Annotated in this window: 12 protein-coding genes; all 12 read right to left on the reverse strand. The window is 64.9% G+C overall.

Going from position 1 to position 16,211, the window contains the following annotated elements:
- Positions 1 to 9 precede the first annotated feature (9 nt).
- The 12 genes from rpoB to IDF66_RS05105 all read right to left on the reverse strand — a co-directional run bounded on the left by rpoB (position 10) and on the right by IDF66_RS05105 (position 16,097).
- Positions 10 to 3,498 (reverse strand): DNA-directed RNA polymerase subunit beta, encoded by a 3,489-nt coding sequence (gene rpoB, locus IDF66_RS05050; protein ID WP_190265912.1) that lies wholly within the window; start codon positions 3,496 to 3,498, stop codon positions 10 to 12.
- 354 nt (positions 3,499 to 3,852) lie between these two features.
- Complete coding sequence (locus tag IDF66_RS05055) at positions 3,853 to 4,782, reverse strand: hypothetical protein (RefSeq protein ID WP_190265913.1); 930 nt, start codon at positions 4,780 to 4,782, stop codon at positions 3,853 to 3,855.
- Positions 4,782 to 5,444, reverse strand: coding sequence for a hypothetical protein (locus tag IDF66_RS05060; RefSeq protein ID WP_190265914.1), 663 nt, complete (start codon positions 5,442 to 5,444; stop codon positions 4,782 to 4,784). Before IDF66_RS05060 ends, IDF66_RS05055 begins: the two co-directional genes overlap by 1 nt.
- A 76-nt stretch (positions 5,445 to 5,520) precedes the next feature.
- Positions 5,521 to 6,762: an MCE family protein gene (locus IDF66_RS05065; RefSeq protein ID WP_190265915.1), complete on the reverse strand. Its 1,242-nt coding sequence runs from the start codon at positions 6,760 to 6,762 to the stop codon at positions 5,521 to 5,523.
- A 70-nt stretch (positions 6,763 to 6,832) separates the two neighbouring features.
- Complete coding sequence (locus tag IDF66_RS05070; RefSeq protein WP_190266320.1) at positions 6,833 to 8,218, reverse strand: MCE family protein; 1,386 nt, start codon at positions 8,216 to 8,218, stop codon at positions 6,833 to 6,835.
- A gap of 2 nt (positions 8,219 to 8,220) precedes the next feature.
- Complete coding sequence (locus IDF66_RS05075; RefSeq protein WP_190265916.1) at positions 8,221 to 9,558, reverse strand: MCE family protein; 1,338 nt, start codon at positions 9,556 to 9,558, stop codon at positions 8,221 to 8,223.
- The gene (locus IDF66_RS05080) at positions 9,558 to 10,661 is read right to left on the reverse strand and encodes an MCE family protein (RefSeq protein ID WP_190266321.1); all 1,104 of its coding nucleotides are present in this window, start codon (positions 10,659 to 10,661) and stop codon (positions 9,558 to 9,560) included. Before IDF66_RS05080 ends, IDF66_RS05075 begins: the two co-directional genes overlap by 1 nt.
- A 78-nt stretch (positions 10,662 to 10,739) precedes the next feature.
- Positions 10,740 to 11,822 carry an MCE family protein gene (locus tag IDF66_RS05085; RefSeq protein ID WP_164310992.1) on the reverse strand — a complete coding sequence of 361 codons (1,083 nt, stop codon included), beginning with the start codon at positions 11,820 to 11,822 and terminating at the stop codon, positions 10,740 to 10,742.
- Entirely contained in the window at positions 11,819 to 13,180 is a 1,362-nt protein-coding gene (locus tag IDF66_RS05090; RefSeq protein WP_190265917.1) for an MCE family protein, read from the reverse strand. Before IDF66_RS05090 ends, IDF66_RS05085 begins: the two co-directional genes overlap by 4 nt.
- 3 nt (positions 13,181 to 13,183) lie before the next feature.
- Positions 13,184 to 14,056, reverse strand: coding sequence for an MlaE family ABC transporter permease (locus tag IDF66_RS05095; RefSeq protein ID WP_164310990.1), 873 nt, complete (start codon positions 14,054 to 14,056; stop codon positions 13,184 to 13,186).
- Positions 14,057 to 14,058: 2 nt separating this feature from the next.
- The gene (locus tag IDF66_RS05100; RefSeq protein ID WP_161061927.1) at positions 14,059 to 14,865 is read right to left on the reverse strand and encodes an MlaE family ABC transporter permease; all 807 of its coding nucleotides are present in this window, start codon (positions 14,863 to 14,865) and stop codon (positions 14,059 to 14,061) included.
- Positions 14,866 to 14,867: 2 nt separating this feature from the next.
- Complete coding sequence (locus tag IDF66_RS05105; protein WP_164310989.1) at positions 14,868 to 16,097, reverse strand: ABC transporter ATP-binding protein; 1,230 nt, start codon at positions 16,095 to 16,097, stop codon at positions 14,868 to 14,870.
- Positions 16,098 to 16,211 lie beyond the last annotated feature (114 nt).

Genomic DNA, 16,211 nt, shown 5'->3' on the forward strand with positions numbered 1-16,211 from the left:
CGGTGAGGGTCAGTTCGCCAGGTCGTCGACCGTCGCGGATTCGTTGCGTGACAGGTTGATACCCAGGTTCGCCGCGGCGCGCTCGAGATCCTCGTCGTCGGTGTCGCGCATCTCGATGGCGGCACCGTCGCTGCTGAGCACCTCGACATTGAGGCAGAGTGACTGCAACTCCTTGAGCAACACCTTGAACGACTCCGGGATACCCGGCTCGGGGATGTTCTCGCCCTTCACGATCGCCTCGTACACCTTCACGCGGCCGACCACGTCGTCCGACTTGATGGTGAGCAGCTCCTGGAGGGTGTAGGCGGCGCCGTAGGCCTGCATGGCCCAGCACTCCATCTCACCGAAGCGCTGACCACCGAACTGCGCCTTACCACCGAGCGGCTGCTGCGTGATCATCGAGTACGGACCGGTCGAACGAGCGTGGATCTTGTCGTCGACCAGGTGGTGCAGCTTGATGATGTACATGTAGCCGACCGACACCGGGTACGGGAACGGCTCGCCGGAGCGACCGTCGAACAAGGTCGCCTTGCCGTCGCCGTTCACCATGACCTCGCCGTCGCGGTTCGGCAGCGTCGAGGACAGCAGTCCGGTCAGCTCCTCCTCGCGCGCGCCGTCGAACACCGGCGTGGCCGTGTTGGTGTCGGGCTCGGCCGAGTACATGTCCTCGGGCAGCTTCGACGCCCAGTCGGGCACACCGGAAGCGACGTTGATGTTCCAGCCGGCCTTGGCGACCCACCCGAGGTGGGTCTCCAGGATCTGACCGATGTTCATACGACGCGGCACACCGTGGGTGTTCAGGATGATGTCGACCGGGGTGCCGTCGGGCAGGAACGGCATGTCCTCCTGCGGGAGGATCTTGCCGATGACGCCCTTGTTGCCGTGGCGGCCGGCCAGCTTGTCGCCGTCCTGGATCTTGCGCTTCTGAGCGACGTACACACGCACGAGCTCGTTCACACCGGGGGCCAGATCGTCGTCGTCGTCGCGGCTGAAGACGCGGACGCCGATGACCTTGCCGGTCTCACCGTGCGGCACCTTGAGCGAGGTGTCGCGGACCTCGCGCGCCTTCTCACCGAAGATCGCGCGGAGCAGCCGCTCCTCCGGGGTCAGCTCGGTCTCACCCTTCGGGGTGACCTTGCCGACCAGGATGTCGCCGTCACGGACCTCGGCACCGATACGCACGATGCCGCGCTCGTCGAGGTCGGCGAGGACCTCGTCGGAGACGTTCGGGATGTCCCGGGTGATCTCCTCGGCACCGAGCTTGGTGTCGCGAGCGTCGATCTCGTGCTCCTCGATGTGAATCGAGGTGAGGGTGTCCTCCTCCACGAGCCGCTGGCTCAGGATGATCGCGTCCTCGTAGTTGTGGCCCTCCCACGGCATGATCGCCACGAGCAGGTTCTTGCCCAGGGCCATCTCACCGCTCTCGGTGCACGGACCGTCGGCCAGGACCTGTCCGACCTCGACCCGCTGACCCTCGTCCACGATCGGACGCTGGTTGGCGCAGGTGCCGTGGTTGGAACGCGCGAACTTACGCATCCGGTAGGTGTCGCGGCTGCCGTCGTCGGCCATCACGGTGATGTAGTCGGCGGAGACCTCCTCGACGACACCGGTCTTGGTGGACACGACCACGTCGCCTGCGTCGACCGCGGCGCGCAGCTCCATACCGGTGCCGACCAGCGGCGACTCGTTACGGACCAGCGGCACAGCCTGACGCTGCATGTTCGCACCCATCAGGGCACGGTTGGCGTCGTCGTGCTCGAGGAACGGGATCATCGCGGTGGCGACCGACACCATCTGGCGCGGCGAGACGTCGAGGTACTCGACGTCGCCGATGCCCACGAACTCGACCTCGGAGCCCTTCTTGCGGACCAGCACGCGCTCGTCGGTGATCCGACCCTCGAGGTCGTAGGCGGTGTTCGCTTGACCGATGAGGTAGCGGTCCTCCTCGTCGGCGGTCATGTACTGGATGTCGTCGGACACGACACCATCGACCACCTTGCGGTACGGGGTCTCGATGAAGCCGAACGGGTTGACCCGTGCATAGACCGACAGCGAACCGATGAGGCCGATGTTCGGGCCCTCAGGGGTCTCGATCGGGCACATGCGGCCGTAGTGCGACGGGTGCACGTCTCGCACCTCGAGGCCGGCGCGCTCACGGGACAGACCACCGGGGCCCAGCGCCGAGAGACGACGCTTGTGGGTCAGACCCGACAGCGGGTTGTTCTGGTCCATGAACTGCGACAGCTGCGACGTGCCGAAGAACTCCTTGATCGCCGCCACGACGGGACGGATGTTGATCAGGGTCTGCGGGGTGATCGCCTCGACGTCCTGGGTGGTCATGCGCTCACGCACGACACGCTCCATACGCGAGAGGCCCACGCGGATCTGGTTCTGGATCAGCTCGCCGACGGTACGCAGACGACGATTGCCGAAGTGGTCGATGTCGTCGACCTCCACCGGGACCTCCACGCCGCCGGGGACGGTCATGTAGGAGGTGGTGTGCGGGTCGGCCTCGTGCAGGCGGACCAGGTACTCGACGGTCGCGACGATGTCCTCGCGGGTCAGCACCGAGTCGCCGTTCATCGGGTTGGCGGCCAGACCGAGCTTCTTGTTGACCTTGTAGCGGCCGACGCGGGCCAGGTCGTAGCGCTTCTCCTTGAAGAACAGGTTCTCCAGGAGGTTCTCCGCGGACTCACGGGTCGGCGGCTCGCCCGGACGCAGCTTGCGGTAGACCTCCAGCAGCGCCTCGTCCTGGTTGGCGGTGTTGTCCTTCTCCAGGGTGGACATCATGATCTCGGAGAACCCGAAACGCTCGGCGATCTCCTCGTTCGTCCAACCCAGCGCCTTGAGCAGCACGGTGACCGGCTGGCGGCGCTTGCGGTCGATGCGGACGCCGACGGTGTCGCGCTTGTCGACGTCGAACTCGAGCCACGCGCCGCGGCCCGGGATGACCTTCACGGTGTGGAGGGTCTTCTCGGTGGTCTTGTCGATGTTGGAGTCGAAGTAGACGCCGGGGCTACGGACGAGCTGGCTCACCACGACACGCTCGGTGCCGTTGATGATGAAGCTGCCCTTGTCGGTCATGATCGGGAAGTCGCCCATGAAGACGGTCTGCGACTTGATCTCGCCGGTGTTGTTGTTGATGAACTCCGCGGTGACGAACAACGGCGCCGCGTAGGTCATGTCCTTGTCCTTGCACTCCTCGACCGAGGCCTTGACCTCGTCGAAGTGCGGATCGGTGAAGGACAGCGACATCGAACCGGAGAAGTCCTCGATCGGGGACAGTTCGTGAAGGATGTCCTCGAGGCCGCCGGTGGGGTTGTCGTCGCCGCGGGCGATCGCCTTGGCGCGCCACTCCGGCGAACCGACGAGCCACTCGAAGGAATCGAGCTGGAGGTCGAGGAGGCCGGGGACCTCCAGTGGCTCACTGATCTTTGCAAAGGATGCGCGCTTGGGCGCGCCCGGGATGGTTGAGGTGGACTGGCGGTCGAGTGCCAAGATCTGTCCTTCCAACACGAAGTGTTCTACCTAGCTCGGTGCTTGGCTTGATGGGCCGTTCGCTGGTGACACCCTGATTTCGGCGATCACCACGAGCACACACAGCAAAGGTGGCTTGAGGAAGGATCGAGAGGTGGACAGGAGGCAGCCAGCGCAACGTCCAACTGTAGCAGAAAATAGACGTACTTTGTCAAGCCACGCCTGGAAGCGAGTACGCGCTGATGGCTGCCTGCACGTCATTCACTGGTGACAGCCTGGCCCGACAACGCAATTTCGTCAAGCGCTACGCGCATCTTTTTGCCGAAGATTTGCCGACCGGGTGCACACGCACGCGAGACAGGCGGATGCCGCAGGTCAGAAGGCTTCCACTTGACTGATGAGCCAGTCGTCGCCGTGCTTGACCATGGAGAACTGATACCTCGGCGCGGCGCTCTGACCCGCGATGCCTGCTTGTTTCTGGCTGACGATCAGGTTCGCCACCACACGTGCGGTGGCTCCGTCGCCCCCGCCGGAGAGGTCCGCGACACCGACCGACTCGACCCGGCAATCCGCGACCTGCTTGGTCTGGTTGAGGATGTCGCGCTGCTGGGGCAGGTACTTGTCGAACTCGGTGCGGGCGCTGCCGGTGAGCACCGATCGCGCCTTGCCGGCCCATGCGTCGACGTCGAGCGTGTCGACGGTCAGCAAGCAGGCCTTGCTCTGCACCTGAGATGTCAGCTCGGTGGTGGCGGGCTGATCGACGAAGGCCTTGTTGGAACTGATCGACGCCCCCGGATGGAGTCCCGCGATCAGTGCGAAGATCCCGAGCACCACGGCGACACCGATCAGGATGCCGATGGCGCGGCGACCGAACGGGAACAGTCCCGACGACGTCGAGGACTTGGCCGCCGTCGTCGCGTTCTTGTCCGTCGTTGCGGCCCGGGTCGTCGAGGATGCGGAATCGCCGGTCCGCAGCGTGGAGACGCGCGCGACCGGTCGGGTCTTGCCGGCCGGCTTGGGCTTCTCGGCGGGATCCGTGGTGCCGTCGGCGGGATCGGTGGCGCTGTCAGCGGGATCGGTGGTGCCGTCGGCGGGATCGGTGGTGCCGTCGACGGGGTCGGTGGTGCCGTCGACGGGGTCCGAGGTGCTGTCGACCGGAATGGGGTTGCTGTCGACGGGATCGACTGCCTTCGAGTCGGTCTCCGGGACCGCATCGGTGGGACGCTGACCACTGCCTGCGACGCGCGGGGTGTAGGGCTTGCGTGCGGTCTTCTTACGCGGCGGACGCGGGTTCTGCGGCGCCATCAGTTACCTCCCCCTGGTGTGCCCGCTGGAGCCGTTCCCTGCCCGCCCGGGGCAGCGCCACCGGCCGAAGCGCCCGGATCCTGGTAGGCCAGCGACTCGAGTGGGGCGATGTCGTCCGCCTTCCACGTGCCGCCCTCCTCGGTCATCGAGACCGAGAAGCCCATCGTCTGGGTGACACCGGCTTCGTTCTCGCGCTTCGACGTCGCCGCGACGTAGACGAGCACCTTGGCCTTTCCGTCGTCCGCGTCGACCTCGGTCGGCGCGCTCCGGAGCAACCGTGAGGAGAGCGCCGCGGCCTGCGGACCCGCCTGCGTGATCATCGAGTTGAGGTTGCTGACGTCCTGGCTCGTGATCTGCTCACGCGCCTTGCCGGTCAGCGAACCGTCGACGCGCCGCTTCCATCCCGCGGTGTCCTTCGGATCCACGGTGGTCACGTTGATGATCGCCTGCTCGGCCCCATCGATGGCGCCGTCACGTGCATCCTGGATCGGCTTCTGCACGAAGTACGCCTGGTACCCCTGGTAGCCGAACCATGCCGCACATGCCGCCGCCGCGACCACGAGGAGCAGGGCCAGCACGCTGGCCACCGTCCGTCCGCGGTCACGGCCGCCGGTCGAGGCTGCGGAGCTGTCGCGGCTGGCTTGGGGTGTGTCGCTAGTCATCGGCCGTCACTGTAGTGGTTGGCACCTGAGAGGAGGCAAAGCGAGCTGCACCCGCCGGCCCCCTGACGTGGTGAGATCACTTCGGGTGGACCCCCATCAACGCCGCCAGCTGCTGCGCCAGCGGGTTGAGGTTCAACCGGTCCGGATCCTTCTTCGGGGTGTTGTCCCAGGGTTGCTTGTAGGCGGGATTCGCGAGCGCCGCACGACCGGCACTGCGCACCCCTGTCGGGTTGCCCACCGGCACCGAACACTTCGCATTCGTGTTGAACGGGAAATCGTCGTAATGGATGTCGAACGACGGATCCTTGCGCTTCATCTCCCGGATCATCGCGTCGGTGCCCTCATAACCCCGCGTACACGCGGCAGGGTTGTTCGTCTCCAACACCACTCCGAAATGGATCTGACCATCACCCGGCGCGGGCGAATGGCTGCCGGCCGAGAGCGCAGACAACATCGCGAAGGTGGTCGACGTCGCGAAACTGGTCGGCTCGATGGTCCGCAAGGTGCTCGACAGCTGCTTGACAACCGTCGAGATGTCACCGCCACTCTTCTGCAGCAACGCCGAGATCTGCGTCGCCGACGCCGTACCCGTCGTCAACAACCGCCGCAGATCCGGATCCGACGACGCCAACGTCGCCGTGATCAGATCCAGATTGTGCGACCACGACAAGATCGCATCCGACTGATCGGCCTGCGTCGCCAGCACCACATTCGAATTCTGGATCAACGAGATCGTCTGATCCAACGAGTCATAACCCGACCGCGACAACTTCGACAACGAATCCACCAACCGCGTCAGATTCTCACCCTGACCGTTGAACGCCTTACCCAACTCCGTGATCACCGTATGCAGATCATCCACCGGAATCGACGACGTGAAATCAATCGCCGACGACACCACATCCTCCAACGGCGGCGGCACCGACGACTTCGTGATCACCGACCCATCCGACAAAAACGGACCCGCCGACGACGTCGGCTGCAAATCCACGAACTGCTCACCGATCGCCGACCGATTCGCCACCACCGCCGTCGCCGACGCCGGAATCTCCGGACCCCCCGAATTCAACTCCAACGCCACATCCACACCCGACTTGGTCAACGTCAACTCCCCGACCCGACCCACCGGAACACCCTGATACGTCACCTCGGCATTGGTGAAAATCCCACCCGAATCCTTCATCGACGCCGTCACCGTGTACTGGCCGATGCCGGCGAGGCGGTCCAGCCGGGCGTACTTGGCGCCGACGTAGACGAGCGCCACCAGTCCGACGACGACGAACACGATCAGCTGAATCCGCGCAACCTTCGACAACATCACTGGGCTCCGATCCGGGACACCGAGGTGATCGGGAGCCCGGTTCCGACGAAACGTGCGGTGTGGTTCATCACTGGGCTCCGATCATGCTGAGCGGACCGTCGATGAACCGCTGTCCCGGCTGTGCCGGCGGCATCAACGTGTACTGCTGATCGTCGTCATGCTTCTTCTGCGTCTTCGCCGATGCCGGCGCCTTGGCGGAGCCGGATGCGGGATTCATCGGATAGGTGCCACCCGACGGTGGGGTGTTCGGCCCCGGCCGTGAGTTCGCCGACGGCGGGAGCAGGGTGATGGTCGGCCAGCCGTAGCGCGGGCCGTTGCCCCCGACATACGGGTTGCTCGGGTTGACCGGCACGCTGACGCGCTCCGGCGGCGAGTACTTCGGCGTCCCCTGACCGACGCCCAGAGCCTCGAGCTGATTGAGCGTCCGCAGGTCCAGCGTCATGAACAGGTTGGTCGCGTCGCCCTTCACACCCGGCAAGAGCCAGTCCGGGAACGGGACGGTCAGCATCAGCGGCGCAGCCGTGATGAGTTCCGGGGCGGCCTTGGAGAGCTGTGTGAGCACCGGACGCAACGCCTTGAGATCGGTGATCAACGCCGTCCGCGACTTGCCGAGGACGTCGGTCCCGACCTTGCCGAGACCGTCGAGCTTCTTGAGCAGGTCCACCAGTTGCGGACGCTGTTCCTCCAGGACCGCGACACCGGCAGGCAACTCCTTGAGGATCCGATCGATCTGCGTCTTCTGATTCGAGGCCCGTGTCGACAGGCGTGCGAGTCCGTCGATGGCGTTGACGATGTCGTCGCGCTGCCGGTTGAGACCGGTGATCAACGTCTGGCTCTGTTCGAGCAGGCTCCGGAACACCGGGCAGCTCTGTCCCTTGGGGGCCACGTCACACGGCTGGCTCGTCGATCCCGCCAACGCCTTGTTGAGTTCCGTCACGATCGGTTCGAGCTGGTTGATCCCGCCACCGTTGAGCAACATCGACAGCGCGCCGAGGACCTGCTCGATGTCGGTGGCCGTGCGGGTGCGATCCAGCGGGATCGGCTGCGCCGGGTTCTGTCGCGGCAACGACTCGCTGTCCTTCGGCTCGCTGAGCGCGACGAACTTCTCGCCGAGCAGCGACGTCTGCTGCACCGCCGCGATCGACTTGTCCGACAGGTCGATGTCGTTCTTCACCTTGATCTTGACCTGTGCGTACCACTCGTTGTCGGGCACCTCGACCGACTCGACGCGTCCGACCGGGATGCCGTCCTTCTTGACCATCGACTGCGGGACGAGGTCCAGGATGTCGGCGAACTGGATCTGGTAGGTCCGTGCGTTGTCGCCGGTGTCCACGCCGCCGGGCAACGGGATCGACTGGATCCCGTTCCCGCACCCGGACACCGCGAGCACGGCAGCCACCATCGCTGCGCCGAACACGGCGCGAATCGACTTACGCGACAGAAGTTCTCGCATCATCAATTCCCACCTGTCCCGGAACGTGCGGACGGTCGCGTCGTGGTCGGCGCGCTCGACGGCCTCTTCGGCGTCGACCCGGGGCCGGTCTCCAGATTCGGATCCGGGTTACCTGGATTGGTGCCCGGCGACGGATAGCGCTGCAGCTTGTTGTTGCTCATGATCCCGAAGGGCAACACGGGCAGCAGCGGATCGAGCACGCCCTTGGTGATCTGCTGGCCCAGGTTCTCGCACTGGCTGATCAGCGGACTCAGCGTGGTGCTGAACTGCTTCGCCGACGGGTTGCCGGGAAGCAGCTTGCCGAGGTCCAGCAAGCGACACTGCGCGCCGATCAGATCCTGCAGGTCCGGGATGGTCAGGCGCATGGCCAGGGTTCCCGACTCGGCGTCGTAGGCGTTGATCAGGTTGTTGATGGTCACCGGCAGGACCGTGAGGACCTCTTTCAGATGATCCTTGGTGTCCAGCAGCGCCTTGGTGGTCGGTTGCAGATCCTTCACCGTCTGCCCGAGTTTGTCCCGGTTGTCCTCGACGAAGGTCGCGACATCCCCCAGAGCGACGGACAGCTTGTTCAGCGAAGCGGACAGCTGGGTCCGCTCCCCCGCCAGGAACTTGTTGAACGACGCCATCTGCGTGTTGAACTGTCGGACCTGGGAGTCGTTCTCGCGCAACGCACCCACGAACACGTTGAGGTTCTTGACCGTGTCCACGATGTTGCCGCGCGAGTTGCTCAGCGTGGTCGACGCCTTGGAGAGTTGCTCGATGGCGTCGCCGAGCTTGGCGCCGTTGCCCTTCAGGTTGTCCGCGCCGGTCGCGATCACGTCGCTGACCGCGCCGTTCTTGTTCGCACCCTGGGGCCCGAGAGCCTCGGACAGCTTCTGCACGCTCGAGTAGATCTGGTCGACCTCCACCGGGACCATCGTCTGGTCCTGGGAGAGGGTGATGTCGTGAGGCGCCTTCTCGCCGCCCGTGTAGGCCGGTGTCAGCTGCACATACCGGTCCGCCACGACCGACGGGATGATCTGGACGGCGCGGACGTCGGCGGGCAGGTCGATCCCGCGATCAACCGTCATGGTCACCTTGACGGTCTTGCCCTCGGGGGTCACCGAGTCGACCTTGCCGACGGGCACGCCCAGCACGCGGACATCAGAACCCGAGTAGATGCCGACGCTGCGCGTGAAGGTGGCGGTGATCTTGGTGGTCCCCATGAGCGAGAACGCCCACCACAGGACTCCAGCGGCGATCAACGCGAGGATCAGACCGATCACCAGCATCACGATGTGACGCGGGGTGAACCACCGGCCGGGACCGGAGGTGCGACTGAGGTCGGGAGCTGTGGTCATCAGCCGGCCTCCGTTCCACCGTTGTTCTGGAGCTTCTGCTTGTTGGGCGGACGGGTGGTGTTCTGCTGCGGCAGACCAGGCGGCAGCAGGTTGGTCACCACGGACTCGAACCAGCGTCCGTTGCCCAGGACGTTGGCGTAGAGCCGATAGAAGGGCGCCATGTAGGTGATGGTCTTCCGCAGATTGTCGTTCTGGGAGATCAACAGCTTGTTGACGTCCTGGAGCGAGTCGAGGGCAGGACCGATCTGTGCCTGGTTGTCGCGCACGATCCCCGACAGCGAATCCGACAGGGTCGTGGTGGTGGACAGCAGCGTCGAGATCGCCTTCTGCCGATTGTTCAGCTCGTCGAGCAGCTGACCTGCGCCGGCGATGAGCCGGACGAACTCCTGGTTCCGGTCGGCCAGGATCTTCGACGTGTCCTTCGTCGCCTCGAGGAGATGCTGGACCTCCTGGTCGCGGCTGGCGATGGTCTGCGACAACCGCGACAAACCGTCCAGCGACGGACCGATGTCGCCCGCGGTACCGGAGAAGGCCTCCGACAACGTCTCCATCGAGTGGGCGAGCTGGTCGGTGTTGAGGTCATCGATCTGATCGGCCGCGTCGGAGAACGCCTCGATGACGTCGTAGGGCGAGACCGTGTCGATCAACGGGACGTCGGGGTCGGCGGGTTCGCTGCCGCGCGGGTTCAGGGCCAGGTACTTCTGCCCGAGGATCGTCTTGATCTGGATCGATGCCTGCGTCTGGTTTCCGATCCAGGTGTTGGTCACCCGGAACTTCACGTTCACGCGGTCGCCGTCGAGGGTCACACCGTCGACCTCGCCGACCTTGACGCCCGCCACGCGGACCTCGGCACCCGACTTGAGTCCGGCCGCCTCGGTGAACTTCGCCGTGTAGCGCGCGCCGGCACCGACCAGCGGCAGCTGATTGAGGTAGAACGCCGAGATCGCCATCATCAACAGCACCAGGATGCCGATGGCACCGATACTCACCGGGCTGCGGCGCCCACCGAATCGTCGATGGGAACTCTGCGGCGGCGGTGCGCCGCCGTCGTCGGTGCCGGCTTTGCCGTCCGCCGCGTCGGCCTGCGCGGCCGCGTGACGCACCTCGTCACTCGAGAACTGCTCGGTCCGGGCATCGTCGCCCTCGGGCTGAGCGTGCCGGTTCTGTTCGTCAGCCACAGATCAGCCCCCCGGCCTTTCGTCTTTCCAGCAACGGGTGGCCGCACTGGTGTACAGCACATGGTTGATGTCGGGCAGCGGGACCACCGGCTGCGTCAGCAACGGCGACTTGCCGTTGCCTGCGACGACATCGATACCGCAGAGATAGAACTGGAACCAGGAGCCGAAGGTCGCCGCCCGGCCGATCTTCTGCAACTTGACCGGCAGGTTGGTCAGAATCTGTTTCACATCCTCGTCGCGCGCGTTGATCTGGTCCGACAGCGACTTCAACCCGGCGATGTCACCTTGGATGGCGGGTCGGGTCGGCTGCAGGATCGACGCGGTCACCGCGGTCAGGTTCGACACCGAGCTGATCGCCGAACCAACCGAACCGCGTTGCGCGGCAAGGCCGGTGACAAGCTTCTCGGTGTTGTCCAGCAACGCCGTGAACTGCTCGTCGTTGCGATTGACCGTGTCCAGCACCGTGCTCAGGTTGGTGATCAGCTGCCCGATCACCTTGTCCTTGTCGGCGATCGCGTTGGTCAGGTCGGCGGTGCTGCTGATCAGCTGCGAGATCGTGCCGCTCTCCCCCTGGAAGACCTTGATGATCTGCTCCGACAGCTTGTTCACGTCGTCGGCGGACAGCTCCCGGAACAGCGGCTTGAAACCGTTGAAGAGTTCGGTGAGGTTCACCGCGGGATGGGTGTCCTGGTGCGTCGGATCGGTACCGAACGTGTGCCCGGTGTCGACGGTCTGGTCGGGATCGCCCGCGCCTTTCTCGAGCGCCAGATACCGCAGCCCGGTCAGGTTCCGGTAGCGGATGTAGATCTGCGTGCCCTCGGGCAGACGATCGCGGTTGACGTTGAACGAGACCAGCGCCTGGTTGCGGTCATGCACCTCGACGTCGGTGACCTGCCCGACGCGCACGCCCGCGATACGGACGTCGTCGCCCTTGTTGAGCAGGGCGGCGTCGGAGAACACGGCCTTGAAATCGCTGTCTCCGTCGCCACCTGCGTTGGCGATCGTCAACGCCAGCAAGCTGGTGGCGACCACGGTCACCACCGCGAAGACGATGAGTTTGATCAGTGGTCCGGTGATGGATTTCATCGGATGGTGACCTGCGCTCCCTGTAGCGATACGCCGCCGATCGTGGTGACCCAGGTCGGAACCTTCTCAGGGTCGGTGCCGTTGGCTCCGCCGTAGATGACCTTCAGTTGCTTCACGTAGTCGGGATCGTCGAACGGGTTCGCAGGGCGATTCCCCGTCGCTCCGCTCGCCCGGATGGTCCCCGCCGGAGTGGCGGAGAACTGCGGCTGCGGCAGCGTCGGCATCGTGCGCGGGCCCGGATTGCGCGACGGTGGCTGGTACGAGCCGTCGGCTAGACCCCCACCGGGGTACTGCGGGAACGGACGTCCGTTTGTCGGCGGGTCGTAGCAGACCGCAGGCGGATCGGTGTCGAGGAGACGCGGCTCGTCCTGATTGGGCAGGTAACGACCGCGCGGGTTGACGAACTGGAGGTTCACCCGCACGCCCGGATTCGCGGTGCCCTGGCCGACGATCTTGCGCGATTCGGGAATGAGGGTCGCGAAGTTGTGGGCAGTGCAGACGAATGTCGGCGACTGCTTGGCCAGGCCCACGAGGAACGGTTCCGAATCCACTGCGAGGTCGATCAGGTCGGCCCGGTTCTGCTGCAGGAACTTGGTGGTGTCCGTCGCCGCCACACCCAGAGTCGAGATGAGGGTGCGCAGATCGCCTTGACGCTCGACGATGGTCTTGTTCGTGGTCCGGAAGTTGTCGAGGGCGTCGATGACGTCCGGCAGCGCATCGGAATAGGTCTTGGAGAAGCTGGCGAGCCCACGCAGCGTGCCCTGGAGTTCGGGCATGTTGTCGTTGACGCGCGTGAAGATCTTGTTGAGCTCGTCGAACGTGACGCCGAGCTGTTGTCCCCGTCCGGCCAGCGCCTGCGACAGAGATGTCAGCGTGACGTTCAGGTCCTGCGGTGGGATCGCCTTGAGAACCGGGAGCAGCTTGTCGAAGAGGTCCTGGACCTCGCGTGCGTTGCCGCTCTGGTCGGTGTAGATGGTGTCGCCGTTGGCCAGAGTCGCGGCCGACGGATCGTCGGTCGGGACCTGCAGCGCCACATAGCGTTCACCGAACAATGTCTTCGGGAGGATGCGCGCGGTGGTGTTCTGCGGCAGTTGCGACGCCATGTCAGGCGTCAGTCCCAGGGTGACCGCGACGCTGCCGTCGGCGGCGGGTTCCACGTCGCGCACCTCGCCGACCACCACGCCGCGCGCCTTGACGTCGGCGTTGGTCGGCAGTGCATTACCGGTGGAGTCGGTCTTCAGGGTCACGTCGGTGAACGTCGTGAAGCCGTCGTTGAACTTCGTGACCGTGACGACGAAGAACAGCGCCACCACGACAAAGAACACCAGCCCGAGCAGCCGGCGACGTAGCGTCGACATCGGTCAGCCTCCCACTCGCACAGTCGTCGTGGTGCCCCAGATGGCGAGCCCCAGGAAGAAGTCCAACACCGCGATCAGCACGAGCGCAGCACGTACGGCATGTCCGACGGCCACACCGACGCCCGCCGGGCCGCCGGTCGCGTAGTAGCCGTAATAGCAGTGCACGAGAATGATCACGAAGGCGAAGACCAGCACCTTGCCGAACGACCACAACACGTCGCCGGGTGGCAGGAACAGATTGAAGTAATGGTCGTACGACCCGCCCGACTGCCCGTTGAAGACAGTGGTGATGACCCGCGACGCCAGATATGCCGAGAGCAGGCCGAGCACATAGAGCGGGATGACCGCGACGAAACCGGCGATCACGCGCGTGGAGACCAGGAACGGGATCGACGGCACCGCCATGGATTCGAGCGCGTCGATCTCCTCGGAGATGCGCATGGCACCGAGCTGCGCGGTGAATCCACATCCGACCGTGGCCGAGAGCGCGAGACCCGCCACCAGCGGCGCGACCTCACGGGTGTTCACATATGCCGAGAGGAAGCCGGTCAGCGCCTGCGAACCGATCTGGTCGAGCGCCGCATATCCCTGCAGCCCGACGACGACGCCGGTGAAGCCCGACATCAGCACCATCACGCCGATCGTGCCGCCGATGACCGCCAGCCCACCGGACCCGAAGGCGACCTCGGCCAGCAGCCGCAGCACCTCGCGGGTGTAGTGGACCAGCGTCTTGGGGATCCACCCGAGCGTGCGCCCATAGAACGACATCTGCTCGCCCGCGCCGTCGAGCAATTTGAGCGGCTTGCGCAGCTGCTTTCGGGCTTCGTACAGGTAGTACTCGGGCCGCGACTTGGAGATCGTCACACCACCGGCCATCGCTAGCTTCCCTTCGGCGGAACGATCTGCAGGTAGACCGCAGTGATGATCAGATTGGCGAGGAACAACAGGAGGAAGGTGATGACCACGCTCTGGTTGACCGCGTCACCGACACCCTTGGGCCCGCCCTTCGGGTTGAGTCCCTTGTAGGCGGCGACGACACCTGCGAGCACACCGAAGATGGCGGCCTTGAGCGTGGACACATAGAGGTCCGGGAGTTGCGCCAGCGCACCGAACGAGGCGAGGTAGGCGCCCGGAGTGCCGCCCTGGACGACGACGTTGAAGAAGTAGCCACCACCGATACCGACGACCGCGACCAATCCATTGAGCAACATCGCCACCAGCACCATCGCGATGACGCGCGGAACAACGAGGCGCTGGATCGGATTGATGCCGAGCACCTCCATCGCGTCGATCTCCTCGCGGATGGTGCGGGACCCGAGGTCGGCGGCCACCGCAGATCCCGCGGCGCCTGCGATCAACAGCGACGTCACCAATGGCGATCCCTGCTGGATCACCACGAGCACGCTGGCCGCACCCGTGTACGACTCGGCACCGAGCTGCTTGATCAGCGAACCGGTCTGCAGCGAGACGATCGCGCCGAACGGGATCGCGATCAGAGCGGTCGGCAGGATCGTCACACTCGCGATGAACCAGGCCTGCTGGATGAACTCACGCCACTGGAACGGACGCACGAAGGATTGACGCGCGACGTCGACGAAAAGCTGCACGATGTTGCCGGTCTGGGCGAGCGCGCCCGTTCCGGCCTGAGCTATCCGATCAACGCCACGCGTGGTGGCACTGGTCATCCTTACGAACTCCGACCGTCGTTGGGCTGCCGGAACTGGCCGGTTTCGATGGGCTGGGTGACGGTGTTGTCGTTGGCGTTCTGGCCAACCGGAGGTGTCGCCCAGCTCTGGGTGGGCGCGTCACTGCCCGCGTAGTCGCTGCCTGCGGCATGGGCCGGTGTCCACTCGCCCGCCGCGTGCGCGGCCCCGACCGGCACGTTCTCGGTGTCCTGATCGGCGGCATGCGCGTCGGCCTCCGAACGCATCCGGTCTTCCTCCTCCATGCTGCGACGAATGGCCTCCTGCGCATTCGGCGGCATCGTGTGCAGCATCTCGTGCACTCGCTGGCGGTGGCGAGCGACCGCCTTACGTTCGGGCATCCCCGGATTCGGCTGCACCTGCGGGATGATCTCGGAGAAGTCGTCCTTGGTACCACCACCACCGATACCGGCAGCCTGCATGGCCTCCTCGGCCTTCTGCACGCCCTCGTCCTTCTCCTCCGACATACCGATCGGCCCGAACCGATCACCGGAGAGGAACTGCTTGACCACCGGCTGCTCAGAGGTCAGCAACTGCTCACGCGGACCGAACATCACCAACTCCTTGCGGAACAACATCCCGATGTTGTCCGGAATCGTCCGCGCGATGTTGATGTTGTGGGTCACGATCAGGATCGTCGCATCGATCTGGGCGTTGATGTCGATCAGCAACTGGCTGATGTAGGCCGTACGCACCGGATCCAGACCGGAGTCCGGCTCATCACACAGAATGATCTGCGGATCCAACACCAACGCACGCGCCAGACCGGCACGCTTACGCATACCACCGGAGATCTCGCCGGGCAGCTTGTCCTCGGCACCGGTCAGACCGACCAGGTCGATCTTCTCCATCACGATGTCGCGGACCTCGTTCTCCTTCTTCTTCGTGTGCTCACGAAGCGGGAACGCCACATTGTCGAACAGACTCATCGAGCCGAACAGTGCGCCATCCTGGAACAACACCCCGAACAACTTGCGGATCTCATACAGTTCCTTGGCCGAACACTGGGTGATATCGGTGCCATCGATGACCACCGACCCCTGCTCGGGATGCAACAAGCCGATCAACGTCTTCAGGAACACCGACTTACCGGTACCCGACGGCCCCAACAACGCAGACACCTCACCGGACGGCAACGTCAACGTCACATCACGCCAGATGTTCTGCGATCCGAATGACTTGGTGAGCCCCTCAACACTGACCTCTACACCCACTGCATCCTCCCAGACATTCGCTGCCCCCTGCGGCGGTCAGGGCGACCACTCACGATCCGGTGGCATTGTGGTTGGGGTCACTGTAGCGGACGCCCGCTGATCCCCACACCCGCC

This window comes from Gordonia hankookensis (assembly GCF_014673215.1).
Taxonomy (GTDB): domain Bacteria; phylum Actinomycetota; class Actinomycetes; order Mycobacteriales; family Mycobacteriaceae; genus Gordonia; species Gordonia hankookensis.